The following is a 26,927-nucleotide window of genomic DNA, read 5'->3' as shown; positions in this document are numbered from 1 at the left end:
AGGTAAGGCTCCCTAGAATCGAGGTCTCTGCGAGTCTCCCATCGCGGCATTCCGCAGTTCCCGCCGAGAATTTGCTTGCGTTAACCCGCAAGGCCGTTAATATCAACGCTAGGCGATGCGTTTTTGGGATTCGACGGCAGTCTTTCTCGATGGAGACGTTATGCGCACCAGTCTTGCTCGGAATCGGCAGGGAAATCGTTCAGCTTTCACGTTGGTCGAATTGCTGGTGGTCATCGCGATCATCGGGGTGCTGGTCGCTCTGCTGCTACCGGCGGTTCAGGCGGCCCGCGAAGCTGCTCGCCGTACGCAATGCACCAATCAACTCAAACAGTTGGGTTTGGCTTGCCACAATTTTCACGACACCCATGGCTCGATTCCGCCGGTCGATCTGGCCGATGGCTGGGCGACTTGGGCCGTGTTTTTGCTACCGCACATTGAGCAGCGGGCTCAAGCGGCCAACTGGGACCTGCAAAAGAAGTACTACGAGCAGCCACCCGAAGCCGGCGGCCATCTCAAGATGCTCACCTGCCCCACGCGACCCCAGGGCATTCGTAACAAGACCGCTCAGCAGTCGCGAGCCTACTCGGTCAGTTCCACGGGGCCCGCGGGCTATTCCGACTACGGTGCCTGCGAAGGAACCAACGCGGGCACTCCGACAGCCGAGACCGAAGCTTTCGACGGCGCGTTTCGCCGCAGCAACACACCGATCATGACTTGCCCGCCCAATCCGCCCGTCCAGCAAACCGGTTTTGCGAACACGGGCGGCTGCGCTGCATCCCATTCGACGCTCAGCAGCTGGAGCCTACTGTCGAACTTCAAAGTCTTTACGGACGGGCTATCGAGCACGCTGCTGATCGGCGAAATGCATATCCCGGTCAAGACAGCCGCTTCGGGTCCGATCTGGAACGGCGACTACCAATCGCAGTACCGGCGCTATGCTGGCCACAAAGGAACACAGGACCCGACCACGGGACGTTGGACCACGGAATTCGGCCTCGTGTCGGATGTGGAGTATGCCGGCACCGACTGGAACCTGCGATACGGCAGTCAGCATCCCAGCATCTGCAATTTTGCCATTGGCGATGGCAGCGTGCGGGCAATCTCGAACAACATCAATCTCGATACGCTGCATCGTTTGTCGGTTCGCGCCGATGGCCAACCCGTGGGCGACTTCTAACGGCGCTCTTCGCAGCGTCTGTCTGCCAGGTACGTGCCACTTCCCTGTTTGCTTGCTTCATTCCACTCCTGGTGTGGAATTCTGGACTATAGGAGTTTGCAGGATGACCTTCGTTCCTCAGGAACCCGCCGACGAACTGCCCATTGCCCGTCCACCTGCCGCTACGGCCGAGGGCAAGTACGCAGCCTTCGCCTTTTATGCATTTCTAGTCGTGATCGCGATTGTAGGATGTAGTTCCCGCGAGCCTACCTATCCTGTGACGGGCAAGGTTGTTTTCAAAGACGATGGAACTCCCGCCGCCACGGGCGTGACCGTCGTTTTCGAATCGACCAAAAAGCCGTATGCCCGTTCAGCGGGAGTGATCCAGCCGGACGGCACGTTTGTGCTCAGTACCGATCGCCCCGACAACGGCGCGATGGCCGGAGAACACCGCGTTTCGATCTCCCGCCTGGCCGCCGATGGCTCCGGCCGAGACCTAACCGCGCAACTCTCTCGCACCATCGATCCCAAGTACCTCGAATTCCGCACCTCGAACTTGGTCCTCGATATTCAAACCCGCGGCCCCAACGAGTTCACCATTCCGCTGGAACGTCCCAAGAAGTAAAGCACTGCCCCTCGCAGAAATCTCCAGTTCGCTCGAACAGATAGCCTTGCCAACACTGGCAGGGCTTTTTCGTGCGCGGGTAGAATGGGGGGAATGATTCCGCTCATTCTCATAATCATTTCTTCCGCGATTCTTGCCATTATCTATTGGCTAGAGTCTGCACGAAGTGCTGGAGGGAACACCAATCCCCCGCCGGATCGGGTCCGAGTAGTCGTCTACACGGTAGCTGCCATGCTCCCCATCGCCCTTCTGTGTGGCTCACTTGTCTCGCACGATCCTGTGGACCCGAGACACGAGAGAATGTGGTGGTTTGCTGTTTCAATTAATCCCGCTTTTTTCGCAATTGGATGTTTCAATTTGTGGCGATTGATTCGTTACGGCAGAGTCTTATGACCAACCGCGCACCGCTTATCGTTGCCATTGTCTTCCTGGTCCTGCCGGTGTTGTACGTCGGGAGCTATCTGGCGCTGGTGGTGCCGGGCGCGGCAATGCCCTATCGGGGTGTCGAGTCTGCCCGGAGTTTCTTCTGGCCACTCGAGCAGATCGACCGGAAGTTGCGACCTGCGGCATGGTCGGATCTTCCGACGATTTCGTTCCGGCCGTTCACACTGGCAATTGCGAACTTGCAGCACCTTCGGTGCTGCAGAAGAATGGAATCGGTGTGGATAATGGGCCCTGAACGGCCGCGCCCTCACCAACCACCTGAATTAGGCCCCTGACCATGGCCTTTCCGCACTTGTTCACCCTGCCAGCGACCGATATATTGGTATGTTTCCGCTGCAACTATCCAGCGGATGCTATCAGACACGCAGCAAACGCGTGCGGCAAATCCAGTTAGGACCTCCGGCCATGCAAGACGGCATTCACCCCAACTACGTCGACTGCGCTGTGACCTGCAGTTGCGGCAATACCTTCCAAACGCGGGCCACCAAGAAGGAACTGCGGATCGACATCTGCTCCGCTTGTCACCCGTTCTACACCGGCAAGCTGAAGTTCCTCGACACCGCCGGTCGTATCGAGAAGTTCCAGAAGAAGTTCGAAGCCGGCACGTACGCCAGCTTGGCCAAGCCAGCCAAGAAGAAGGCAACCCCCGTCGCCGACGAGTAGCGACCAGCCCCCGCCCGTCGTGTCTGATGGAAACAGACTGCTCGCACGTTTTCGCGGCAGTCTTTGTGGGTCGGGGCGAAGTGGGAATGCCGGCGTCGATGTTTTGCGACTGCCGGCTCCGCGGTTGAAATGGCGACCGCGATTCTTTCTTGCCCTGCTTTCTTTCTGAAGTAGGTGCAGCTCATGCGCGAAGATCTCGAAAAAAAACTCGGCCGGTTTGAAGACCTCGAACGCCAGATGGCGGACCCCGCCATCCTCGCCGATGGTGCCAAGTTTGCCGCCGCCGCGCGCGAACATGGCTCGATTGCCAAGGTGGCCAGTAAGTACCGCCGCTTCAAACAGCTTGTCGCCGAAATCGAAGAGCTGAAGTTGATGCAGACGAGCCCCAACGAAGACGAGCGCCAACTGGCCGAAATGGAGTTGCCCACCGTTCGCGAGCATCGCGAACAGCTATGGGGCGAACTGCTCGATATGACCGTCGGCGGCGAAGACGCCAATCGCTATCGCTGCGTGATGGAAATTCGCGCGGGTGTCGGCGGTGCCGAAGGGGCCCTGTTTGCGCAAGACTTGTTTCAAATGTACAAGCGGCACGCGGACAAGCGTGGCTGGAAAATGGAAATCATGGATGCCAGCCCCACGGAAATGGGCGGCTTCAAAGAAATCATTCTGACCTTTGAAGGCGAAGGCTGCTTTCGCGAATTGCAGTACGAATCGGGGGGCCATCGCGTGCAGCGAGTTCCGGAAACGGAAGCCAAGGGGCGCGTCCACACGTCGGCGGCTACCGTCGCGGTGTTGCCCGAAGTGGAAGACGTCGAAATCGATCTGAAGCCCGATCGCGATTATCGCATCGACAAGACCTGCGCCAGCGGACCGGGTGGCCAGCACGTGAATAAGACCGAGTCGGCGATTCGGCTGACGCACTACGAAACGGGTGTCGTCGTCTTCATGCAGGAAGAAAAGAGCCAGCACAAGAACATGGCCAAGGCGCTGCGCATTTTGAAGAGCCGCGTCTACGACATTTATCAACAGCGGGAACATGCGAAGCGTGCTGCGGAGCGCAAGTCGCTCGTCGGCAGCGGCGATCGTAGCGAACGCATTCGCACCTACAACTTCCCCGAAAATCGCCTGACCGATCATCGCATCGGCCTGACGCTGTACAAACTCGACCAGATCATCAACGGCGACCTGCAACCCGTCACCGACGCGCTGATCGAACACGACCGCAACGAACTCCGCAGCACCATGGGCGGGCTCGATTAAGTTCAGAGTTCTGGAGTTCTGAGTTTTGAGACACGAGGACTTTTAAATCTCCGACCTCTGTCTTCTGAGTTCCGACCTCCTGAATCCTGACTCCCGATTCCTGACAACACTCGTTCACGAGCGAAAATGGAACGCCAATGAGCACCGAAGAACCATGGACGATTAGTCGGTTGCTCACGTGGACGGCGGACTATTTTAAAAAGCAGAATCTGGAACAGCCTCGCTTGGAGGCAGAAGTGCTGCTCGGTCACGCGCTGGGGTGCGAACGAATTCAATTGTATGCTCGGTTTGGCGAGATTGTCACGGAAGAGCAGCGGGCGAAGTTTCGCGAGTTCGTCAAGCAACGAGTCACGGGCATGCCGGTCGCGTACATCGTTGGCAAGAAGGAATTCTATTCCCTGCCGTTCACCGTCACCCGCGATACGCTGATCCCTCGTCCCGAGACCGAGCATCTGGTGATGTTGGTGGTCGACGCCATCAAAGCGGCACCAACCGTTTCGCCGCACTTGGTGGCTGATGTCGGCACCGGCAGCGGTGTGGTGGCCATTGCAATTGCCAAGCAGGCCAAGACGAGCAACGTCGTGGCCATCGATCAGAGTCCCGCGGCCGCTGAGATTGCGCGCAAGAATGCCGTCGACCTGGGTGTCGACTCGCGTGTGAAGGTCGTCGTCGGTGACTTGCTGAGCGGTCTTCAGCCCAGCGATCGCTTTTTTGCGATTGCCGCGAACTTGCCCTACGTCAGCGAAAGTGAGTTTGAGCAACTCGATCGTTCGGTCAAAGACTTTGAACCAACCTCCGCACTCGTCTCAGGACCTCTCGGCACGGAACTGATTGCTCAGCTGATTCCGCAGGCAGCCCGGCATCTCATTCCCGGCGGCTTGCTCGCTCTGGAACTGAGCCCGATGATCGCCGACCGTGTCGCTGAACTGGTGAACAGCGACGGCAACTTCGAACCGGCTGTCACGACCAAAGATCTCGCTGGCCATAAGCGAATTGTCTCGGCCAAACGCAAGTAATCTCGGGCTACTTACGACTAGGCTTGCTCGATGCGTACGCAGTTAGCACGGACCGGATAACGCTGCGGGTTGTCGACCACCTGCGGGCCTTCGCCTTCATCCACGCTGGTGCGATTGCGCCCGTGTAGCTTGGCGTTTTGCAGTGTTTCTTTTAGTCGCAGCAGGAACGCGTCGAGCGTATCGTTCCGCTGGACCGCGGCGATGCCCGCGCTGATCGAAGTATCGAGTTCGGTGCCTTCGTAGTCGAGCGTGACTGCTTCCAGCGATTGCCGAATTCGCTCGATCGCGCTCGCGGCATTGCGCGGACCGGTGTCCCCCATGAAGACCAAGAACTGCTGACCACTGTAACGCGCCAGGCGGTCGAACCCGCGATCGTTACGAATGCCCGTTCCCAGTAAATTGGCCACGGCGTTGAGAATGCGATCGCCGGCGCGATGACCGAGCCGATCGTTCAGGCGGCCCAGCCGATCGATATCGACGAGCGCGCAACTGACGAGCCGCAGGCGCTGCGGATCTTCGTTCCACCAGAGTTGAAACAGGCTTTCGAGACCCACGCGGCTGATCTGTCCCGTGAGCGGGTCGAGATAGAGCGGTTGCGAGGGAAGCGTCTTCTCTTTGCCGCCGCGCAGCTTTTGAGCGAGCAAGTGTTGCCAGCTATCGCGGCCGCGATGCAGTAGCTCGATGCAGCCATCGAGCTGTTCGAGCAAGTGCCGCATGCCTTGTTCTGGCTCTTTCGCGAGATCGATTTCCGCCAGCGCGTGACCGATTCGGTCGAGCGCCGTCAATTGATCTTCGAGCACGAGTTCCAGTTTCGAGAGCAGCGACGCATCACCTTCGACGCGGTTCGCAAACGCTTGAACCAGCTGCAGCGTGACGTGCAGGAACTCCCGCCAGGTGGTGTGCAACGCACGGGCATCGGTGAGGACTTGCAGTTCTGCCGGTTGATCGAGCCGGCTCAGCGCATGCCGGCCGCGGACTTCGGCCGTGAGCAGTTGCTCTCGATAAGGCGTGACCGACAAATTCAGTTTGAGCAGCAAGCCTTCGACGAATGACTCGGGTGGCAAGTTGGCTGCTGTGAGTTGTTCGAGCCAGGCGGAGGGCAAATCGGCAACGACAGCGGGCTGAATCTCTTCGGGCAGCGGTTGCGGAGAGGGTGCGCCCCCTTTGACGACTACGGTCAGCGCTTTGCGGAGCAGTTGAGCGTTGAAGATGGGCGCATCAGACAGCAGCACGGCGAGGGCATAACCCAGGCCGAAGTTCATGATCGCCACACTGAGCACGAACAAGATCAACGCAGTCACTCCAGCTAAAACCTGCTGTCACAAGACTCTACGTCATCAGAAACGCGTCACCGGAATGGCTGTTTGCGGCGGATTTGCCGTAGTTGCTGTCGCCGCGCCGCTAGCTGGAAAAGTTTGCGCAGCTTCCATAACCGGAATCAGCAGTCGCGGATTATTCGTTACAGGCGTTACAGCCGAATTGGTTGATAGGCTCGGAATCTTCGTTAGAGGCGGCAAAGTCGTTTTGTCCCTTGCGATCCATACCGAGTGGTAGCATCGCTGCCACGATGCCAGCGGAGTAGGCGGAAATGAATACGTTCTGGCAGTCATCGTCGCTCATCATCTTGACCGTTCTGCTCACCCTGCCAGTTCAGGCACAGGAGAGTGGCCGCCGCACTTGGAAATCGTACTTCCCCACCCAGCAACAGCAGGTGAGTGCGGAAGCCGAGAGCGAAGAAACGCAATTGGCGCCGGTGGTGACGAAATCCGCAGGGGTCAATCGTTACGCTAGTTACTACGATGACGGCACCAGTAACGAGATTCCCGCTGCCCCCGAGAGCTACACAGCGGCCCGACAGGCCGAAGCCGACGTTCAGCCGTTCGACCCCGGAATGATGCAGTCCGACATGGGCTATCCCGGTTGCTGCGATAGTTGCCAGTTGAACGACGGCTGTGGCAATGTTTGCTGCTGCTGCCCGACAAAAAACTTTGCTCGCATCGAATACTTGATGTGGTGGGGACGAGGTCGCGCGTTGCCGCCGCTGGTGACCACCAGCTTCGATGGTACTCCGATGGTAGACGCCGGTGTGCTCGGCGAACCGTCGACCACGATTCTGTACGGCAACAATGACGTCGGCACCGATTGGCGCAGCGGCGGTCGCTTGACCGTCGGTCGTCAGTTGGATGCAGAAGGTTTGTGGACCGCAGTCGGTCGCTTTTATGGCTTGGGCGAGAGCACCGATTCGTTCCACGCCGAATCGGCTGCCGGCTCGCCGATCCTCGCTCGCCCGTTCTTCAATGTGCTGATCGCGCAGCAAGATGCTCTGTTGGTCGCGTTTCCGGGCGTCTCGACCGACGGCGTCATCGACGTGCGATCGAGTTCCAGCATGCTCGGCGCCGATGCGATGCTCCGCCGCTATTGGACCGGTGACCAAAACTGGCAAGTCGACTTGCTCGGCGGTTATCAGTTCTCGCGCCTCGACGACAATCTGACGATTCGCAACTCGGAGCTCGTCCTGCTCGATCCACAGGGGATCTTCCCGGCGAATACCACCGTTGCAATGCGCGATCAGTTTCGCACCAAGAACGAGTTTCACGGCGGTGCGATCGGCCTGAATGCTGATTTTTATCGCGGGCCGTGGAAGTTCTCGATGCTGGGCAAGATGGCCCTTGGCAATCAGCGTCAAAGCGTGAGCATTGACGGCAACACGGTGATCACGCCACAGGTTGGTCCTGTGACGAATTCGCCCGTCGGTCTGCTCGCCCGTTCGACGAACATTGGCGACTACTCGCGCGATGTGTTCACGTTCATGCCCGAAGCGAACTTCACGCTGGCCTATCAGCAGAACAACTGGACCTTCAGCGTGGGTTACTCGTTCCTCTACTGGAACGACGTAGCCTGGGCGGGTGACCAGGTCGACCTGCGCGTGAACCTCAGCGATCCGGTGATCGGCGATCAGCTCCCTGCCTTCGCCTTCCAAGACACCGACTTCTGGCTGCAAGGCATCAGCTTCGGTGCGGAATACAACTTCTAATGCGGGGCGCACGGACGGGTAACGTAAGTGGCGGCTTAAATCGCCGAAGTTTCGGCGGTTAACCCGTTACACATTCTTAAAATTCGCTCGAAGTTGCCGTTCTTCTGCCAGTTCTTTCCTCCCTCTCCTTGGCAAGCCAGGGAGAGGTTGAGACGTGCGCTGCCTCCGTGCAGCCGCGCTCCATGCTAAAAAAGCATTGCATGCGCGGACCAGACTAGTCACGACATGCTGTAGACTTTCTAAAGTTTGTATGCCGCATCTTCGTAGTCGCTGTTTAGTACCTGCTTCCTAGCGATGTGCGCAAGGGCGATCTCTTGGCCGCTATCGAGCGAGCACAAAGGGAGAAGAAGCAACTCCCCAGCGGCTAGCAGAACTTGCTAGATGCTACTGGGATTAGGGAAGCTTCTGCTCCCGCAGGAGATTCGTCAGTAAGCGACGACCTGCGTATTTTATGGTGAAAAAGTGGTTATCAAATGGTTATCAAGAAAACGGCATTATTACCAGACATTCGTAATGCAAGTGATTGCCAGCTCAGTGCTTTTGAACAGAGACGCGCAGAAAAAAATGCGCCAAAAAGTTATCAAATATCAGTGGCCGCTGATGCGATTGTTCGTTGGCGGCCTGATTCCCAAGGGGGCGGAATTGGCCACTGTCGACAGTTGCCAACGGCGCCAAGCGGTTGTCACAAGCTGATCTGTTCGGTGAGAATGGGCGAGCACATTGTGGGAAAATCATCTTCCGTAGTCACCGAGATCCTTGAGAGGCAACCATGACATTAAGTATCACGCGAAAGCTGCTCGCGTTTGCAAGCCTGGTATTGACGCTGAGTTTGCTGGGCGAGTTGGCACCGGCCCAAGAGCTGGCGGCGAAGCGAAAGCCCGATCTGCTGGGCGGGCCTCCGCTGGTTACGGCCAAGGCATGGGCGATTGTCGAGGCGGATACCGGTAAGTTCCTGTGGGGTGCCAACGAGAACACCTCGCTGCCGATGGCCAGTACGACGAAGATCATGACCGCCTGGCTGACGCTCAATCTGCAGGGTGAGCATCCCGACATTCTTGACGGGACGATGACCATCTCGGCCGAGGCGGCCAAAACGATCGGCTCGTCGGCCAAGATTCAAACGGGCGATACCTACCCCGTTCGCGAGTTGCTGTATGGCTTGCTACTACCTTCAGGCAACGACGCAGCCACGGCCTTTGCCGAACATTGCGGCGAGCGCTATCGGGTCGACGGCGACGCCGAAGGAGCGCAGGGAGCCTTCGTGGCGCAGATGAATCGCCAAGCTGCCAAGTGGGATCTTAAGCAGACTCAGTACGTCGATCCGCATGGCTTGGGAAAGAACCAGACTAGTGCGGCCGACCTGGCACAGATGGCGCGCCACATCATGCAAAACGAGGTGATTCGCAAGATCGTCGGCACGCGACGGCACGAGTACGAAGTAACCGGTGCCGATCAGGCGAAGCGAACTTCTGTTTGGAACAACACCAACCGGCTACTGGAAATCGAAGGCTTTGAGGGGATGAAGACCGGCACCACAACTCCCGCGGGAAGCTGCCTGGTGTCGAGCGGGCGGCGAGGCAAAGACCATTTGATCGTGGTGGTGCTGGGGAGCACCAGCAACGACGGCCGCTATGTCGATGCTCGCAACTTGTATCGCTGGGCATGGCGAGAACGGGGGCACAAGGATGATTAAGCGAGTTACTTCTCGGCGAGCAATTCCTCGATCCGCTCGCGCATGTACTTCTCGCCTTCTTGCCCCTGCCAGTTCAACTCGCCTGGCCAGAAGTGCCGCAAGTAGCCCCGCTTGTCGATCAGATAGACCGAGGGCCACATCGAGTTGCCCCAAGCGTTCCAGTTTTCATTTTTCCCATCGATCAACACCGGAAAGGCAAACTTCTCTTTGGTAGCCGAGTTGCGGACGTTGTTGGCATCCTTCTCGCCTGCGGTTTCGGGCGTGTGAATGCCAATGATGACTACGTCTTGCCGCTGGAACTTGTCGTGCCAGCCGCGATACCACGGATAGTTGGCAACACAGTTGCTGCAGGCAAAGGCATAGAAATGGAGGACAACGACCTTACCCCGCTGATCGGCCAGACGAAGCGGCGGCGAATTGATCCATTCCTGGGTGTCGACAATCTCCGGTGCGCGGTAGGTCGCTCGACCAAGCTTGCTCATGTCGAACGGCGCGCCGACGAGGTCTTTCCACGTCGTTCGCTGAGTCGGGGTAAGCAGTTCCAGTATGCTCTTCTGCTCGGCCGTCTTGGCGGCGGTAAAGCGGTCTTCGAGGGGCTTGCGAGGCTTGCCTTCACTCGCCTCTTTTTCGATCGCACGGACGGTGACTTGCGTATCGTCGATGATCTTTTGGAGCTTGGTCTTTTGATCGTCGGTGTACTTCATCTTCGCTTCGATATCGTCACGCAACAGCGCGGCGGTACCAACCTTCCGCATCACGATCTCGCCAAAGCGCTTGTTCTGTGCGGGCAGGAGCAGAGCGTTCAATTGCTGCTGACAGTCGGCGGTGATTTCTTTGACGCCCGCGAGAATGGCATCGCGCGATTTGTTCCGCAGCGGAAAGAAGCGCAGATCGACGCCGTCGATGAGTGTTTGATAGGCAGTACGCTGCGTGGGGCTCAGCTTGAGTTCGTCGATGACCGCTGGCTCGTGCAACAAGGCCCACGAAGGATCGGCACCGGCGAACGGATCGGCTGCAGACGAAACGGAGGCGACCGACACCAGCAGTGCGGCCAGAAAGAGCATTCGGCAAACCAGCATCGGCATGTTGCAACTCCCGCGCGAAGCGATGCGCTTCGCAATAGCCCCAGCGGAGTCTATTGGACCGTTCCCACGCGCGAGCGAAAAGAGCCCGTGGCGAGAAACTCTCGGGGACTAATGCAGGATGGCAGTGCGGGCCCGCAACAGCAGGCGCTCGATGGTATCGAGTTCGCGAATCTCTTCGACTTCCCGGCGAATGAGCGCCGGATCGTCGGTAATCAAGTTCGACACGCCGGCATCGAGCAGCGGAGCAACGAGGTGCGGGTTATTGACCGTCCAGGCATGCACGCCGATGTTACGCAGGCTCGCTCGATCGACCAGCGTACGCGTGGCCCGCTTGCTGGAAACCATGAGAAAGTCGACCTGCAGCTTTTCGGGCGAACCGATCGAGGTTGCCACGATGAAGCCGACGGGAATGCGTGGTTCCAGCTGCCGGGCCAGTTGCAGACTCTCGTAGGACTGCGAACAGATGCGGCAGCGGTCGACCTGGCCGCTGCGTTGCACAGCTTCGACCACGCGAGTCGTCAGCACTTTCGCATCGCGGGTGTTATGCGGCTTCAGCTCGATGTTCAGGCGAATGTCATCGTCGGCGACCTTGAGGAATTCGTCCAACGTCGCAATGTGTTCACCGGCGAACTCGGCACCGAACTGGCTACCCACGTCGAAGGCTTGGATCTCGGCGAGGGTTGCCTGGTCGACACGTCGCTTGCCGCCGCCGATGCGGGCGAGATCGATATCGTGCATGACGACGAGTTTGCCATCGGCCGTGTTCTGCACATCGATCTCGGCCCAATCAGCGCGATCGACAATCGCTTGGCGCAGGGCTGCAAGGGTGTTCTCCGGCGCTTGTGTTGCTCCCGCGCGATGCGCGGTGATCTCGACTGGTTCAGTCACCGGTGTAGCGACAATGGCGAAGAAACTGCCCAGCGAGGTGAGGGTTCCCACCAAGGCCAGAACAATACCCACGACCCAACCTCGGCGCAAGGGCGCGTCCTCGATCGGCACCGCCCCGTGGTAGTCGACCGCGGTCTGCACTGTACGCCGATACAAGCTGAGAACGACGCCCGACAGCAGCAAATTGCCAATGAGGCCCAGCACCGCTGCCAGGATGGCATTGGCGATCAAGACCACGCCGGTGGCAATCAAGCTGGTCGACATCGTCCAACTGCTGAAGTGGAGAATCTCTTGGGACAGAAAGTCGCTGACACGAAAGGTTGCCGAGATCAGCAGCAATTGGGTGGCGCCCCAAGTTCCGAGCATGGTGGCTGCCCAGGCCATGTTTCCCCGCGAGCGACGAGCGCTTTCGCGCATCGCCAGCGTTACCGACTGGATGGGTTCGAAACACAGGATGGGAACGGCATAGAGCCACCGAAGGAGCAACCAAGCCACGACGGTGGCATAGGCAACCGCCACGACGCCAGCCAAACCGCCGCCCCACCAGAAGGCTGGCGGCTTGAGCACAATCAGACCGTTCAAGTCCTTGCCGCTCCAGAGGAGCCAGTAGATGAGGCCAATTGCCGCGGCAAAGGGAATCGCGAGGACCGCATAGATCAGCAGTTGCCGCAGACCCAGTTGCACCAGATGCAGAAACAGCCGCGTCGAACTACGAAAGGCCTCCCACCAATGGAGTCGATCGTCAGCCAGCAGGCGCAACAGGCCGGCCAATTCCAAATAGGTCGACGCGAGCAACAAGGTCCCCACGCCCAGCAGGGCGAGCAATCCTTCGGGCGACAGGGCAAACCAAAGCAACTCGAAGTTGCCGACCGAGGCTCGTCCCCAGCGATGCAAGCCAAGCTTCAAAACACCAGCAGCCAAAGGGGCGAGCAGAATCAGGTTCAGCACGCGAAAGGCGATGGAGAAAGCGAGTGCGCAGGGGAATCGCTGCCGGCAGCGTCGCAGGATCCAAGCGCTCTCGGCCGCAATTTTTTGCAGGTATTCCAAACGGCCGAATCCAATGGCAGAAGTGGTCGGTGGAGACAGGCCCTAGCGTATCGTGGAACCGCTGGGCTGGGGAGCGTCTGCGCCTCGCGGACTTGGGGATTTGATGGGAAGTTAAGGAGAGGGTGCCTGTTTAATGGGCAACCTAGAGGCCACGTGGGAATTGGATTATGCTGGTTCTCGCAGCGCAAAGCCAAGCTCTCTCAGTGGTTAGAACGCGGTTTTTGGGGTTCGAATTAACGGAATGACTTTTGCCGTCAAGCGCGGCCTTCACTATTGGACACCAGGCGAATGGCGATGGCACAAATCAGTAGCGATCTGTTGCGGCGGGACGTGCGGGCATTGGGCGACATGCTCGGCGAGGTCATTACCGAGTCGGCCGGCAGTGAGGCCCTGGCGCTGATCGAGACGATCCGGCAACTTTCACGCAGGCGGCGTAGCGGCGATCATGTGGCCGAAGCCGAATTGGCCGAGCGAATTCCCCAGCTGTCGTTGGCCGAAGCGCGCGTGGTGGCCCGAGCGTTTAGTGTGTTCTTCGATCTGGCGAATCTGGCCGAGGATCGTCACCGCATTCGGGTGCTCCGGGCACGCGTGCTCGAAGCCGATCCTAATCCCATCAGCGAAACGATCGCGGCCGGCATCGCCAAGCTGCGCGACGAGGGTTTCACTGCTGCGCAAGTGCAGACGGCCATCGATGCCGTCCGCATCGAACTCGTCTTTACCGCTCACCCCAGCGAAGCCAAGCGCCGCTCGATTCGCGCTAAGTTGCGACGCATGCGACGAGCCTTGCAAGAGCGAGATCGCCCCGACCTGTTGCCGCGCGAACGAGAACGGCTCGATACCCAGATTCGTGCCGACTTGACCGTGCTGTGGCAAACCGACTTTCTCCGTCCGGCAAAGCCCACGGTGCTGGAAGAAGTAGAACGTGGCCTCTCGATTACGCCGCGCCTGGTCGAAGTCGTGCCCCAGGTGTACGACTCGCTGCGCCGTGCTCTGGAAATGTATTACCCGGGAGAGAAGTTTCAGATTCCGCTCTTCCTACAGTTCGGTTCGTGGATGGGCGGGGACCGTGATGGCAATCCGCACGTTACAGCAGCGGTCTCTCGGCAGACCCTGCTTTGGCTGCGTGAGTCTGCCATCGGGCAGCATCAGGCCATGTGCAAGAAGATGTACGACTTCCTCAGCCTGTCGACACACGAGATTCCGGCCGAATCAGAAATCGTCCAACGGCTAGCCGAGCGAGCGGAAATGTGGTCGGACTTGGCGCAATCACTCGAGCCGGTCACTCCGTTGGAGGTGTATCGCCGGTGGGTCAGCATGATTCAATGGCGCCTGGCCAAGTCGATGCCCGACGATGCCGGCGCGCGCATTCCCGCGGGGGGCTATCGCGATGGTGCCGACCTGCTGGCCGACCTGCAGGTGATTCAAGACAGTCTGACCGCGCACCATAGTCAGTTGCTGGCCGAGACCGAGGTGCAACGCTGGCTCGATCTGGCTCGCGTGTTCGGCCTGCATTTGACCCGACTCGATGTGCGGCAAGATGCCCGGCGTTATCGCGAGATCATGACGGACATTTTGTCAAAGCTGGGCGTTGTTGAAGGTTACGGTGATCTGCCAGAAGAGAAACGCTGCGAAGTCCTCTCGCAGAGTTTGCCCTGGACCAAGCCGATAGCCACCGACACGTTAGCTCCGCTGACCGTCGATACGCTGGAGTTGTTTCGCCTGCTGCACGAGGCAACTCGTTCGTTCGGCCCAGCTTGCCTTGGCGGACATGTTATAAGCTTGACGCAATGCCCCAGTGATGTGTTGAACGTATTGTGGTTGTGGCGCTGGGCACAATCTACCGCCACGCAGCAGATAGATGACGAACTGCGCATCATTCCGCTGTTCGAAAAAATTGAAGACCTGAAGAATGCGTCGCAAACGCTCGATGCCATCCTGAGTCATCCGCTGTATCGCGATCACGTTTCACGACTGGGCAACCGCCAGGTGATCATGGTCGGTTACTCGGACAGCACCAAGGACGGCGGCTACCTGGCTGCCTGTTGGGGGCTGTATCAAGCGCAGAGTCAATTGCAGGCAGTCGCCGAAAAACACCATGTCGACCTGACATTCTTTCACGGACGCGGCGGCTCACTCGGTCGCGGAGGTGGTCCGGCAGCACGGGGCATTCTTTCGCTGCCACCGGAAGCACTCGACGGAACCTTGCGCCTCACCGAACAGGGTGAAGTGCTGGCCGAGCGTTATGATGACACCCAAGTCGCGTTTCGACATCTGGAACAAGTGGCTTGGGCGACGTTGACTGCCTCTGCATTGCCAGGAGTAGAAGTCAAACCGGCCTGGCGAGAAATGATCGATGAGCTCTCGAAGCGGTCGTACTCGGCCTATCGAGAACTGGTCGATCAGCCTGGCTTCATTCAGTTCTTTGCGTCGGCCACGCCTATCGATGAGATTGAAAACTTGCCCATCGGTTCACGTCCCGCGCGGCGACGTGGTGAGCGATCGCTGGGCGACTTGCGAGCCATTCCTTGGGTCTTTTCGTGGACACAAAATCGCTGCATGATTCCCGCCTGGTATGGCCTGGGGACTGCTCTGGCGGAAGTGAAGTATCGCGATCGGACCAGTTGGAACACGATCTGCGAAATGTATCGCGCCTGGCCCTTCATGCAGGCGACGATCGACAATGCGGTTCTGGCACTAGCCAAAGCCGACATGTACATCGCGCATCACTACGCCGATCTGGAAGAGGAAACCGACATTCGCCAGCGTTGCTGGAGCTTGATCGCTGCCGAGCGAGATCGCACCCGACAAGCGTTGCTCGACATGGTTGGTGGCAACGAGTTGCTGGCGACGAATCCCTGGTTCTACAGTTCGATCGATGCTCGCAACCCGTACATCGACCCGCTCAATTTGATTCAGGTAGATTTGCTGCGTCGTCGCCGCACGTTGCCGGCGGAAGCGACCGAATCGGAACGAGAGCAGTTGCGCGATATGTTGCGGCTCACGGTGCAGGGCATCGCCGCCGGTATGCGTACGACAGGCTAACGAGGATTAACCAAGCGTGCTGCGGTGTATTCCTCGAGCCAGGTACACCTTCACGACTTGCTGCCATACACGCAGGGCCTGCAAGCGAGCACGCTCGATGTTCCGTTGGCGGAGCATCTGGTGAGTAAGCCCCAGTGCAGCCAGGGCGATGGCTACCGACCAGGCAGTGTTCGTGTAATCGCGCCCGGCTATCCACGCAGACAACGGGAAGGAACCTTCCAACGAAGTCAACTGCTCAGCTGACACGGGGAGACCTGCAACCGACTCGTCGCCTTCTCCTTGCATTGCCGCGTCACCGCCATCTTCATCGAAAAAACCAAAGTCGTCGCTGAAAGGCTGCAGCGACGAATCAGCGTCATCTTGGTTTACCTCGGACGATGTCGCAGTGCTGGTGGTATCCTCAGCGGTCATCACCTCGAAGGCCTGAAAGCGACCGGATGAGTTGTCCATCTGCACAGGCACTTCCAGCAGCGATTCGGCAGACGAGAGTACGGTGCGTTTGGCGGCTTCCATTTCGGCCACAACCTCGCGTACGGCAATAGCAACCGCGCCACCTTCGGAATTGGCTTCGTGAAACTTCAGATCGGCATTCTCGGAGGATTGCTTCTCGGTTTGGGCGTCGGACGTTAGGTTGTCGAGTAGCGGCGTACCCGCGCGATCCAAGCCTGTGAGTGGATACTTGAGCGCCGAGAGCATCTCCAACACGGCTCGCGTCTCACGATCGGTGGTTACATCGGCGGGGCTGGAATCGCCGGAACCTTCAAAGGTATTTTCCAGATCGACCAGACCCCCCGGTTCGGAATCGTCTTGTGATCTGTCTTCCGGCAAGGGTGACTCTGGAATGTACTCCTGCTTTTCGCCGGGTATCTCCGTGGGTGGTATCTCGGGAAGTATGTCGGGGAATGGCATGGTCGCGCTATCGCCGGCAGGTGGCGAGATGAACGGCGGTAAGTCGACTTCCGGCGGTTGCAGTTTGGAATTCAGTTCTCGGTTGACGACGATCGAGTCGGTGAACTTAGGTTCCTGTTCCAGTACCAAGAAATCGCCCGTGATTGGCGCGAGCGAGAGCATGCTGCGCGATTCGAGTTGTTCCAACCGAGTGCCGATGTACCGCGTTCGTTGTGCCGCCATGCCACCGCTTCGCTTGGCTGATTTTCCCAGCCTTTGTCGTAGGTACTTGAACATATTCCGATTCCTGAACTCTATTGCAGAAGAGAACGCTACTGGTTGCCAGCGGCCGCGGTGGCAGGCGGCTTGGGCGGCGTCAGCTCAATCGCTTCGGCATCTTGATACAACACTTCGACGGGACCAGATCGCAGCGACGGCTTTGAATGACCGGCCTTCGAAGCGAGGTTCCGTGTCGACCTTTCTTCGTCGCGATATCGCTGGCGCAGTTTCTCGTCAGGAATCTCTCTGTTAACGGCGGCCAATTCATCGGCAATGCATGACAGCCGTTTGCCGTCACTCGGCCACAAGTCGCGGCGCGCCAAAGTTGCCGCCGCAGCTTCGGTGGGGCGATTCAAAGCTCGCAGCGCCACGGCCTGGTTGTAGTAGTGCTTGCTGAGCGACTCTCGAAAGCGAGCGACGGTCGGCGCTTGCGTGTGAGCCTGCTGCTGAACGGCAATGGCTTGCCCAAATGCCGCGCTCGCATGTTCCCATTGCTTGTTCTGCTGCCGCACCATGCCGAGGTTGTTGTAAATTCCACCGAGACTGCTGAGCAAGTTCAAATCGTCCGGATGCTCTTCGACAAGGTCTTTTTGAATTGCCAGCGCTTTGGCAAAGGAAGCCTCGGCACTCACGAGTGCCTTTGCGCGAGACTGCGTCATGCCCAAGTTGTTGAACGAGACGGCCAACTCGCGTCGGTACGATGTCACCAACGGAGAGACCGTCACGAGACGTTCCTGAATCGTGATCGCATCACGTAGGCACAGTTCAGCATCGCGCCAGTGCGACAACCGCGAGTGGATGGTGCCGAGATTGTTGTAGCTCAGCGCCAAGTCACTTTGATAGTCGCGGCGAGTAGGAACCTTGCGCACCAATGCCAGCTGCATTACCAACGCCCGTTCGACCCAGCGGCGCGCCTGGGCCGGTTCGGCAGGGAGGTAGAGTGCGCTCAGGTTGTTGTAGCTGGCGGCCAGATTGCTCAGCGTGGAGGCATCATCGGGCATCTCACTGCGAATGGACTCTTGGATCTCGATTGCGGCCTGAAAATGCTTCGCCGCCTCTTGTTTGTTCCCCTGCTGACTGCATAGCAAACCGAGATTGCTCGTAGTGGTCGCCAACTCGGCTCGTACTTGAGAGGTCACATTAAGACTCGCCACCAACTGTTGCTGAATGGCCCGCGCTTGTTCAAGTTCATTCTGGGCGGCCTTCATCGCACCGCGTTTTTGCAGCACCTGCCCGAGGTTGTTGCCGCACAATGCCAAGCTACGACGGTGATCGTCCACGTCGGGATGCGACAATGCAAGTTGCTCAAGAATTTGCTTCGCAGCCAGATAGGCCTGCTCGGCTTCTTGCTGGGAGCCCGTCTGCTCGCACAGGAAGCCGATCTTGCTATACGTCAGCGCGAGGTCGGATTGAAGCGTAGGATCCTTCGCTGCTTCCAGAGCGAATTCGCGATAATAGGGCAACATTTGAGCGAGCAAGTTTCGCCGAATACTTTCGGACCCCGGCAGATCGTTGGCCAGCATTTGATCTACTTGCGAGCCGAATTGATCGAGCACTTTACGAGCCCGACGAAATTGCGTTTCCGCACGTTGGTAGTTCTGTTCCGCGCGGATTCTGTTCTCACTGGCCACCTTGAACGCGACATCCTTTTCGGCACGTTCGGTCGCGATCATCACCAAGCTGACAACGACTCCAATCATGCCGAGTGCCAGCGCCGCGGCGCTAGCGCAGACCGTTCGCTGGTGACGGCGAGCCCACTTCTCCAGCCGCGAACCAAGCGATGGTTGCCTCGCATGAATGGGCTTGCCCTCCAGAAATCGCTGCAGATCAGCAGCCAAATCTCCAGCAGTCGCGTAGCGATCGTCACGATCCTCCGCGATAGATTTAAGGACGATGTTTTCGAAATCGACAGGAATCGAGCCATTCCAACAGCGGGGCCGTTGCCATTGCGATCGGTTGTGTTCGATGGCAGTCTCGGCATGCGCGGATCCTTCGCAGGGATGACGCAGCGTGGCCAATTCGTAGAGTGTGATCCCTAGCGAGTACACATCAGTACGATGATCGACCAGTGCTGGCTGTCCCAGCGCTTGCTCGGGACTCATGTAGGGCAAACTGCCCACTACGTAGCCCGTTTCCGTTAAGCAACTGTCTGCCTTGCAACGCGCGACGCCAAAGTCGGTAATCCAAACCTTCCCTTTTTCATCGAGCAGCAGGTTTGAAGGTTTCACATCGCGATGGACGACCCCAATCTCGTGCGCGGCATCAAGCGCTTCGGCAGCCTGCACCCCCAGTCGCGCGACCGCCAGCACATGATCGCGAGTTTGCGAAGCTTCCACGGTCGGGCCTTTCGTCTTCAGCGAAGCCCCTGCCGAGATCTCACCGCGCATCTCAGCAATCAAGTCGGCCAGCGATTGGCCACCAATCAGTTGCATGGCGAAATAGTGAATGCCACGCTCTTGCCCGATGGCAAACACCGGGACGATGTTCGGATGATCAATCTGGGCAGCTGCCTGAGCTTCGTGCTTGAAGCGAGCGATTTGCTTCTCATTGATGGGGCCGGTGAACGGGAGCAGCTTGACTGCAACGCGCCGCTCCAGCGACAGCTGCACCGCCTCGTAGACCACTCCCATGCCGCCGCGGCCAACTTCGCGGACAAGACGAAAGTCGCCCAGCACCGTGCCAGAGTCTTGTGCGCTCACCGTTGTCTCGCCGGGCATAGGTGGAATTGCCACTGCCTTATGAAACAGCGCCAATCCGCTCAGGTATCCTCGCAATCGTTCGGCCACATCGGAATGCCGCGCCAGCAGATCCTCGGGTTTGATTGCCTCGCCCCGCTCCAGACCTGAGAGATATTCATCAAGAATCTGTGCGAGGCGATCCCGCTCACGATCAGATTCGGGGCCGTTGGCCATGCTTTGCGTCGTGATGACTTTAGGAACCATCTTGCTCCTCTTTCCGCTGAATCGCACGTAGTCGATCGATAGCCCCGAGCCACAGCAAGCGTGTGGCGCTGGGGGAACGACTCAGCTGTGCAGCTATTTGTTCGAAGGTGTGCCCCTGAATATTTCGGAGGACAAGTACCTCGCGATCATGTTCGGGTAACCGGCTCAAAAGTTCGGCGAGCACGCTCGAGGGCCGAGCAAAAGAGACACTAGCAGCCTCGTGGTGCGCGCAGGAACGAAGTCCGCTGGCATCCTGCCTCGGCAATGAGATATGCGTTTGGGTTTCGCAGTCCCGAGCCATCGGAACCGCTAGCGTAGAAGGCGACATCAACAAACAATCCTTTAGCTGGCCGCTGTGATTGCGATTGTAGCCAGCCGGTCAAGCAATGTCTGCTAGGGCGACCGCAATTTTCCCTGGCGACCGCACCATTTGATTGACATCAGCGGTCGCGCGTCACTTAGTAGTTGCACTCACTCCAACGCAACGAAATGCATTGATTCAAAGAAAGAGCGGCGTAAGCTCTCCTCGCTGGCAATCGAATAGACCCAGGTCGCTCAATTTCAACTGGGGAATGACCAGCAGTGCCATAAACGAGAGCGTCATGAACGGCGCTCGTAGCAGCGAACCAAGTTGCTTGGCTTTGCGATCCAGACGCGAATAGTCGTCGGCAACCATTTCGTATGGTTTGTTCGACATCAGGCCGCCAACGGGCAGAGGAAGCAGGTCGTGATCGCTGCCATCGATCACGGCGAGTCCGCCACCCGCCTCCATGATGGAGTTGATTGCGGCGGCCAGCGATTCGTCATCCACGCCCACGGCGACGATATTGTGCGAATCGTGGGCGACCGAGGAGGCAATTGCGCCGCGCTGCAAACCAAAGCCGCGGATAAAGGCAATTGCCGGTGGTGCAGCTTGGTAGCGGTTGACGACGACCAGTTTTAACAGGTCACGGGTTCGATCAGGAATCGCACAACCTTTCTCGATCAGCGGCGGTTCGATCAAACTGTGCGTGATGAGCTCGCCATCGAACGCTTCAATCACACGCATCCGCTTCGACGTTGCCGGCACACGATAGGCATTCGCCTGCCGAATGGTTTTCGCAAACCGATTCACCACGGTGCAAGGCAAGCTGGGCAGATGTGGCCTCCCAGATTCGGCCACCAACTGACCATCGATAAATGTTCGCAGCACGCGGAAGTTCACGAGATTATCGATCTCGACGAAGTCCGCGGTGTCACCGACGCGTAACAGTCCCACGGGCAACTGATAGTGCTCGATGGGATTCAAAGAGGCGCAGCGCAAGGCATTGAGCGGATCTATGCCGGCACTGACCGCGCGGCGCAGCAGGCGGTCGATATGCCCAGCGACGAGCGAATCGGGGTGCAAGTCATCCGAGCAAAACATGCAGCGGTCACTATGCTCCCGCAGCAGATCGCACAACGCATCGAAATTGCGTGCGGCCGAGCCTTCGCGAATGAGAATCTTCACGCCCAGTGAAAGCTTCTCGCGCGCTTCGTCCAGCGTCACGCACTCATGATCGGTCGAGATACCTGCGGCGAAATAGGCCTGGGCATCGGCACCGCGAACCTGCGGCGCGTGGCCGTCCACCGGTTTGCCGACTTTGATCGCAGTCGCAATCTTGCTGAGCACCTCGGCATCGCCACGAATCACGCCGGGGTAGTTCATCATTTCAGCCAAGTAGCCGATTTGCTCCTCGGCTAGCAGCGCGGCAACTTCAGCGGGGCCCAACTTCGCTCCAGCTGTCTCAAAGGGGGTCGCGGGTACGCATGACGAAGCTCCAAAATGGATTTTGAGCGGCGTTTGGGCAGCGCTGGCCAGCATGTAACGAATACCATCAATGCCGAGGACGTTGGCAATCTCGTGCGGATCGGAAACGGTCGCCACGGTGCCGTGGACGACAGCAGCTCTTGCAAACTCGGCAGGAACCAGCAGCGAACTCTCGACATGGACATGGGCATCGACAAAGCCTGGAGTCAAATAGGTCGTCGGTGTTTCGCTGGTCGGCCGAATCGCGGTGATGCGTCCGTTCTCCACCGTTACTTCCGCAGGTGAAACCTGCCGCTGAACTACATCCACGACATTGGCGACGAGGCGAAAGGAGTGATTGGTCATAATAGGACCGCGACGCGGGTGGAGCGGTCGCGATTGGCGTTGGTTATCGTGCGAAGTGAAGGTAATAATAGGAGTCGTAGCTCTCCCTGCCAAACCCCCGCACGTTTTCTTCGCTGCACCGTTCTCATCGCCAACAGTCAATGATTATGGCTCCCATTCGCGCCAGCATCGAACTTCCCGCGTGGTTAGCAACAATCACCTCGGGCCCCATCGACCTGCCTGGAAGAACCGATGAGGGGCGAATGCAGTGGGCCATTGAACTGGCTCAGAGAAACGTGAGCGAAGGGACCGGCGGACCCTTTGCGGCGATCGTGGTGAATGAGTCAACAGGGAAGTGCGTAGCAGCCGGGGTGAACCTGGTTGTATCGTCGGGACTGTCGATTGCCCACGCGGAAGCCGTCGCTATCATGTTGGCCCAACATCGCGCTGGAAGTTTCGACCTGGCCGGTGATCCCACGTGTCGTTACACGCTGTATGCGACAGGTCAACCTTGCATCATGTGCTTCGGCATTTTGTGGTGGAGTGGCATCACCAAGCTCGTCTGTGCGGCGCGCGGCGAAGATGTGGAGCGAATCACTGGCTTTCGCGAAGGCCCGTTGCCGGAAAGCTGGCCAAAGTTGCTAGCTGAACGAAAAGATGTGCCCATCCAAGTGGTTCACGACATTCATCGCGAAGCGGCTTGTGAGGTGTTGCGAGCGTACGTCGCTGCGGGGCACTTGGTCTACAACCCTGGTTCGACGGTCGACTGACTTACTCATTGCCGTCGTGCGAGCTAAGCATGCTGGCGGGAATGAGCGAAGTTGTCGGCGCATCCGCCTGGGTTGTAGAGAGCATTTGCGAGGACCCGGCAGGTCGATACAGCTGTCGCAAGATTTCCTCTCCCGTAGCCGGTAGCCGCAAATCTTCCTGGGGAACGGCTTGCGAGATCGCCTGCTTCACAGCCGTCCAAACCGAAATGGCGAGCATCAGTGGCGGCTCGCCGACAGCCTTGCTGCGCGCGACGTTCTCTTCGTTGTCGTGATTCTCGAACAAATCACAGTTGAACACCGGCGGCAAATCGGTGATCGCTGGAATTTTGTAGGTCGTTGGTGAATGCGAGAGAAGTTCGCCACGCTCGTTGTAGACCAGGCACTCTGCCGTGGCCCAGCCCAGGCCTTGAATGAAGCCGCCGATGATTTGTCCGCGATCGACGGCTGGGTTAATGGACTCGCCAATATCCATCAGCAAATCGACGCGGGGCACACGTACGTTGCCGGTGAAGCGATCGATTTCAACCTCAGCAACGGCTGCTCCTTGGGTGTAGTACAGAAACGGATTGCCGCGCCCTGTTTCCCGGTTGTAGTCGACCCCAGGAGTTGCATAAAAGCCTCGAGCTCCTAAATCGACACGTTCGAGCCTGGCTTGGAGGCAGAGTTGCCCAAAGGGAATCTTGGTTGCGGGATTGCGTCGATCGAATACAAAACCATCGTCGAAAACGATGCACTCCGGTGCTTCGACAAGCCCCACCTCCACCGAGGCCAGTTTCTTCGCGGCGAGGATCGCAAGGCGTTCTCGCAGAATCTGACATGCCCGCACCGCTGCCGTGCCGTTCAAGTCGGTGGAGGCCGACGCTGCCGTCGGCGAAGTATTGGGATTCTTCTCCGTCGAAGTTGGCATCAGCAAGACGCGGTCATAGCCAATCGCAAACTCGTCGGCGACAAGCTGGCGAATCTTCGTATTTACCCCTTGTCCCATTTCGGTGGCGCCGGTGGAAACTTGAATGGTGCCATCGGTGTAGATGTTCACCAGGGCGTTTCCCTGGTTGAGAAATTTGGTGGTGAACGAAATTCCAAACTTCATCGGCATCATGGCAATGCCGCGCAGCAACAGTCGATCGTGCGTGTTTGCGGCCGCAATCGCCTGACGACGCTCGTGATACTGCGAGGTCGTTGCCAGTTGCTGCATGAGCTCCGGCAAATGATTCTTCCGCACCAACTGACCGTAGGGAGTGACATTTCGTTCATCGATGCCATACAAGTTCTTCATCTGAACTTGATACGGGTCTAAGCCAAGCTCTCCGGCGATCTCGTGCATGATGTTTTCGATGGCGATCATCCCTTGAGGGCCACCGAAGCCGCGAAAGGCGGTATTCGAAGGGAGATTCGTGAAGCAGACCTTTCCGGCCATCTCCACATTTGGCAGATAGTACGAGTTGTCAAAGTGGAGCAATGACCGTTCGAGCACGGCCAGCGAAAGATCTGCCGAAGCGCCCCCGTTGGAATAAAAGTTAGCCCGCACGCCCGCGATGACACCTTGCAGGTCAAAGCCAACTTCCCAGTCGACTCGGTATTCGTGCCGCTTGCCGGTGGAGCACATGTCTTCGTCTTTGGTGTAGACGATTCGTGCGGTTCGTCCGGTCTTCTGCGTCACCAGCGCCGCGAGAACCGCAGGAATTACCGCTTGCGTTTCTTTGCCGCCAAAGCCGCCACCCATTCGCTTGCATACGCAGACCACCTGGTGCTGCGTCAGGCCCAAAGCGTCGGCGACGACATGCTGGATCTCGGTCGGATTCTGAGTTGACGAATGAACGACGACTTGCCCTTGTTCGCCGGGATACGCGATGCACGCTTGCGACTCGAGATAGAACTGCTCTTGGCCGCCGCAGTGAAACGTGCCTGCTAACTTGCGCGGTGACTTGGCAATGGCTGCCGCCGCTTCGCCGCGAGTGATCTTTCGTCCAGGGCCGATGAACCGACCTGCTTCGATTGACCGCTCGATACTCAGGATTGGCTCTTTCCGCTCGATCTTCAGAAGGATCTTCTGCCGGGCTACTGAAATCGCCTGCTGCGTTTCCGCAGCGATCACCGCCACAGGCTGGCCAACGTACAGCACCTGCTTGTCGGCCAGCACCGGTTCATCGCGAAAATGCGGGCCAAAGTAGTTCTGCCCAGGAATATCCGCGGCGGTATATACGGCGACCACGCCGGGAACTTGCCTGGCAGCGGAAACGTCGAGGTGCGTGATGATGCCGCAAGCGACGGGACTAAACACGACGCCCAGGGTTAGCGCGTCGCTCGGCAGGGGTAGGTCTTCGAGAAACGGAGCGCTGCCCGTCACATGCCCCCGGGCTGATTCGTGCTCGATCGATTGGCCGACGTTCTTCATGCTGACTTCTGCGCCGAGCGCATTCGTTCGAGGTAGTACTTCAAAAAGACATTGCGCGTGAGTTGCCAGCGAAAGTCGGCAGTGCCGCGCACATCGCTGATGGGCGAAATCTCGTTCACTGCCAATTCCCCTGCTCCCTGCATCACCGCTTCGCTGAAAGGTTTGCCGCGCAAATAGGCTTCCGTCTTCCGTGCTCGAATCACCGTGGGGCCCACGGCGCCGAGAGCAATCCGCGCGTCGGCAATTTCTCCATTCACCACTTCCAGCAAGATGGCCGCGGTGAATGAAGCGATATCGAGATCGCGACGGCGCGAAACCTTGTACAGCGATAGCGATTGATTCGGCCCTGGCAGCGGAATTCGCACTCCCGTCAGCAACTCGCCCGGTTTCAGATCGGTCTGGCGATAGCCGTGATAGAACTCGTTGATATTGACGGTTCGGGTCTGCTGCGGCCCCGTGATCTCTAACTGAGCTTCGGTCACAAACAGAAACGGCAACGAGTCGGCGATGGGAGAGGCGTTGACGATGTTTCCGCCAATGGTTCCCACATGGCGAATTTGAGGTGAACCGAAAACGGAGACAATTTCCGCAAACTCGGGAGAGTGCTCACGACAAATCGGTTCCAAATCGACCCAGCGGGCCCCAGCACCGCAGCAGAGCACTTTGTTTGTCGAACCATCCGTATCTGGACCTTCAAACCTTACTTCTCGGAGAGTATCGATGCGGTTCAAGTCGAGAAAAATGGTTGGTGAAATGACGCGCTTATTCATCTGCACGCCGACATCGGTCGCGCCAGCAACAATCTTGGCAGAGGGGTTCGCGGTGAGAAACTCGACGGCCTCCTGCGTGGTGACTGGGCTGAATACTCGGCGAGCGGCGGCCTGAATTTCAAATGCTTCCAGTTGCAACTGATGGAATTCAGCGGCAATGTTGTCGTGAGGATACTGCTCGGCCAATGGCTGATGTGCCTGCACGACCGCTTGCTGGCCGGCTTCAAGAATCGAGGCATATCCAGTGCAGCGGCACAAGTTGCCAGCCAATCCACATCGCCACCCTTCTGAGTCGAGTTCAGGCTGACTTTCCAATAGGCCCGTCATGGCCACGACGAAGCCTGGTGTGCAATAGCCGCACTGCGAGCCGTGACGCGTCACCATCGCTTGCTGCACGGGTGAGAGCTTACCCTCACGACTCAGCCCTTCGACGCTGATGACGTGCGTGCCGTCCAATTGAAACAAAAGTTGGATACACGAATCGACGGCGCGATAGACCAACTTGCCGTTCTCCATTCGACCAACCAGCACGCTGCACGAGCCGCAGTCCCCTTCGGCGCAAACTACTTTGGTTCCCGTCAAACGGAGACTGGTGCGAACATAGTCGGCCAGCGTAGAAAACGCGTCGGCTCCCGCGACTTCAAGTCGGCGGCCGTTGACATAGAGCACCAGGTGCTGACGCATGGCGTGCCTCACGGTGGCCCGCCGTCACAGAGCAACCGAATGGTTTCATGGACATTCAATAGTCCCTTCACTATACTCCAGCCGTGCATAATCACCTACGGCGGCAAGGTGACAGGTTTTCCGCGCATGCTTG

General features: G+C 58.3%; 19 protein-coding genes. 10 read left to right on the top strand and 9 right to left on the bottom strand.

Annotated elements, in window-relative coordinates:
* Positions 1-160: 160 nt before the first annotated feature.
* The 5 genes from NA78x_RS19515 to prmC all read left to right on the top strand — a co-directional run bounded on the left by NA78x_RS19515 (position 161) and on the right by prmC (position 5,164).
* Positions 161-1,177 (top strand): DUF1559 domain-containing protein, encoded by a 1,017-nt coding sequence (locus NA78x_RS19515; RefSeq protein ID WP_425614048.1) that lies wholly within the window; start codon positions 161-163, stop codon positions 1,175-1,177.
* Between the two features lie 103 nt (positions 1,178-1,280).
* The gene (locus NA78x_RS19510; protein ID WP_425614047.1) at positions 1,281-1,781 is read left to right on the top strand and encodes a hypothetical protein; all 501 of its coding nucleotides are present in this window, start codon (positions 1,281-1,283) and stop codon (positions 1,779-1,781) included.
* An 849-nt stretch (positions 1,782-2,630) separates the two neighbouring features.
* The gene (rpmE, locus tag NA78x_RS19505) at positions 2,631-2,888 is read left to right on the top strand and encodes a 50S ribosomal protein L31 (protein ID WP_425619465.1); all 258 of its coding nucleotides are present in this window, start codon (positions 2,631-2,633) and stop codon (positions 2,886-2,888) included.
* A 183-nt stretch (positions 2,889-3,071) separates the two neighbouring features.
* On the top strand, positions 3,072-4,148 hold the full coding sequence (gene prfA / locus NA78x_RS19500; RefSeq protein ID WP_425614046.1) for a peptide chain release factor 1: 1,077 nt from the start codon (positions 3,072-3,074) through the stop codon (positions 4,146-4,148).
* Between the two features lie 137 nt (positions 4,149-4,285).
* Complete coding sequence (prmC, locus tag NA78x_RS19495) at positions 4,286-5,164, top strand: peptide chain release factor N(5)-glutamine methyltransferase (RefSeq protein ID WP_425614045.1); 879 nt, start codon at positions 4,286-4,288, stop codon at positions 5,162-5,164.
* Between the two features lie 17 nt (positions 5,165-5,181).
* On the opposite strand, the gene NA78x_RS19490 is transcribed toward prmC, so the two are convergent.
* Positions 5,182-6,465 carry a GGDEF domain-containing protein gene (locus NA78x_RS19490; protein WP_425614044.1) on the bottom strand — a complete coding sequence of 428 codons (1,284 nt, stop codon included), beginning with the start codon at positions 6,463-6,465 and terminating at the stop codon, positions 5,182-5,184.
* A gap of 287 nt (positions 6,466-6,752) precedes the next feature.
* On the opposite strand from NA78x_RS19490, the gene NA78x_RS19485 reads away from it, so the two are divergent.
* The 3 genes from NA78x_RS19485 to NA78x_RS19475 all read left to right on the top strand — a co-directional run bounded on the left by NA78x_RS19485 (position 6,753) and on the right by NA78x_RS19475 (position 9,891).
* On the top strand, positions 6,753-8,198 hold the full coding sequence (locus NA78x_RS19485) for a BBP7 family outer membrane beta-barrel protein (protein ID WP_425614043.1): 1,446 nt from the start codon (positions 6,753-6,755) through the stop codon (positions 8,196-8,198).
* 473 nt (positions 8,199-8,671) lie between these two features.
* Positions 8,672-8,971 carry a hypothetical protein gene (locus tag NA78x_RS19480; RefSeq protein ID WP_425614042.1) on the top strand — a complete coding sequence of 100 codons (300 nt, stop codon included), beginning with the start codon at positions 8,672-8,674 and terminating at the stop codon, positions 8,969-8,971.
* Positions 8,968-9,891, top strand: a complete 924-nt coding sequence (locus tag NA78x_RS19475) for a D-alanyl-D-alanine carboxypeptidase family protein (RefSeq protein WP_425614041.1) — start codon at positions 8,968-8,970, stop codon at positions 9,889-9,891. The genes NA78x_RS19480 and NA78x_RS19475 overlap by 4 nt, the downstream gene beginning before the upstream one ends.
* 5 nt (positions 9,892-9,896) lie before the next feature.
* Here the strand turns inward: NA78x_RS19475 and NA78x_RS19470 are convergent, their stop codons facing one another.
* Together NA78x_RS19470 and NA78x_RS19465 are read right to left on the bottom strand one after the other, a co-directional pair.
* Positions 9,897-10,976 (bottom strand): redoxin domain-containing protein, encoded by a 1,080-nt coding sequence (locus NA78x_RS19470; protein ID WP_425614040.1) that lies wholly within the window; start codon positions 10,974-10,976, stop codon positions 9,897-9,899.
* 108 nt (positions 10,977-11,084) lie between these two features.
* Complete coding sequence (locus NA78x_RS19465) at positions 11,085-12,911, bottom strand: glycerophosphodiester phosphodiesterase family protein (RefSeq protein ID WP_425614039.1); 1,827 nt, start codon at positions 12,909-12,911, stop codon at positions 11,085-11,087.
* Between the two features lie 294 nt (positions 12,912-13,205).
* On the opposite strand from NA78x_RS19465, the gene ppc reads away from it, so the two are divergent.
* The gene (gene ppc / locus NA78x_RS19460; RefSeq protein ID WP_425614038.1) at positions 13,206-15,953 is read left to right on the top strand and encodes a phosphoenolpyruvate carboxylase; all 2,748 of its coding nucleotides are present in this window, start codon (positions 13,206-13,208) and stop codon (positions 15,951-15,953) included.
* A gap of 6 nt (positions 15,954-15,959) precedes the next feature.
* Here the strand turns inward: ppc and NA78x_RS19455 are convergent, their stop codons facing one another.
* The 4 genes from NA78x_RS19455 to ade form a co-directional block, all read right to left on the bottom strand.
* Positions 15,960-17,138 carry a hypothetical protein gene (locus tag NA78x_RS19455; protein ID WP_425614037.1) on the bottom strand — a complete coding sequence of 393 codons (1,179 nt, stop codon included), beginning with the start codon at positions 17,136-17,138 and terminating at the stop codon, positions 15,960-15,962.
* Between the two features lie 35 nt (positions 17,139-17,173).
* Positions 17,174-20,062 carry a protein kinase domain-containing protein gene (locus NA78x_RS19450; protein ID WP_425614036.1) on the bottom strand — a complete coding sequence of 963 codons (2,889 nt, stop codon included), beginning with the start codon at positions 20,060-20,062 and terminating at the stop codon, positions 17,174-17,176.
* On the bottom strand, positions 20,052-20,363 hold the full coding sequence (locus NA78x_RS19445; protein ID WP_425619464.1) for an RNA polymerase sigma factor: 312 nt from the start codon (positions 20,361-20,363) through the stop codon (positions 20,052-20,054). The genes NA78x_RS19450 and NA78x_RS19445 overlap by 11 nt, the downstream gene beginning before the upstream one ends.
* Positions 20,364-20,561: 198 nt before the next feature.
* On the bottom strand, positions 20,562-22,196 hold the full coding sequence (gene ade / locus NA78x_RS19440) for an adenine deaminase (protein ID WP_425614035.1): 1,635 nt from the start codon (positions 22,194-22,196) through the stop codon (positions 20,562-20,564).
* Between the two features lie 146 nt (positions 22,197-22,342).
* Here ade and NA78x_RS19435 point away from each other — a divergent pair, with 146 nt between their 5' ends.
* Positions 22,343-22,945: a nucleoside deaminase gene (locus tag NA78x_RS19435; protein ID WP_425614034.1), complete on the top strand. Its 603-nt coding sequence runs from the start codon at positions 22,343-22,345 to the stop codon at positions 22,943-22,945.
* Between the two features lies 1 nt (position 22,946).
* Here the strand turns inward: NA78x_RS19435 and xdhB are convergent, their stop codons facing one another.
* Positions 22,947-25,340 carry a xanthine dehydrogenase molybdopterin binding subunit gene (gene xdhB, locus NA78x_RS19430; protein WP_425614033.1) on the bottom strand — a complete coding sequence of 798 codons (2,394 nt, stop codon included), beginning with the start codon at positions 25,338-25,340 and terminating at the stop codon, positions 22,947-22,949.
* On the bottom strand, positions 25,337-26,794 hold the full coding sequence (locus NA78x_RS19425; protein WP_425614032.1) for a xanthine dehydrogenase small subunit: 1,458 nt from the start codon (positions 26,792-26,794) through the stop codon (positions 25,337-25,339). Before NA78x_RS19425 ends, xdhB begins: the two co-directional genes overlap by 4 nt.
* Between the last annotated feature and the right edge of the window lie 133 nt (positions 26,795-26,927).

Origin of the sequence: Anatilimnocola aquadivae, assembly GCF_049819085.1 — a bacterium.
Lineage (GTDB): Bacteria > Planctomycetota > Planctomycetia > Pirellulales > Pirellulaceae > Anatilimnocola.
Note: the sequence above shows the minus strand (reverse complement) of the source record. Positions and strands in the feature narration are given on the sequence as shown.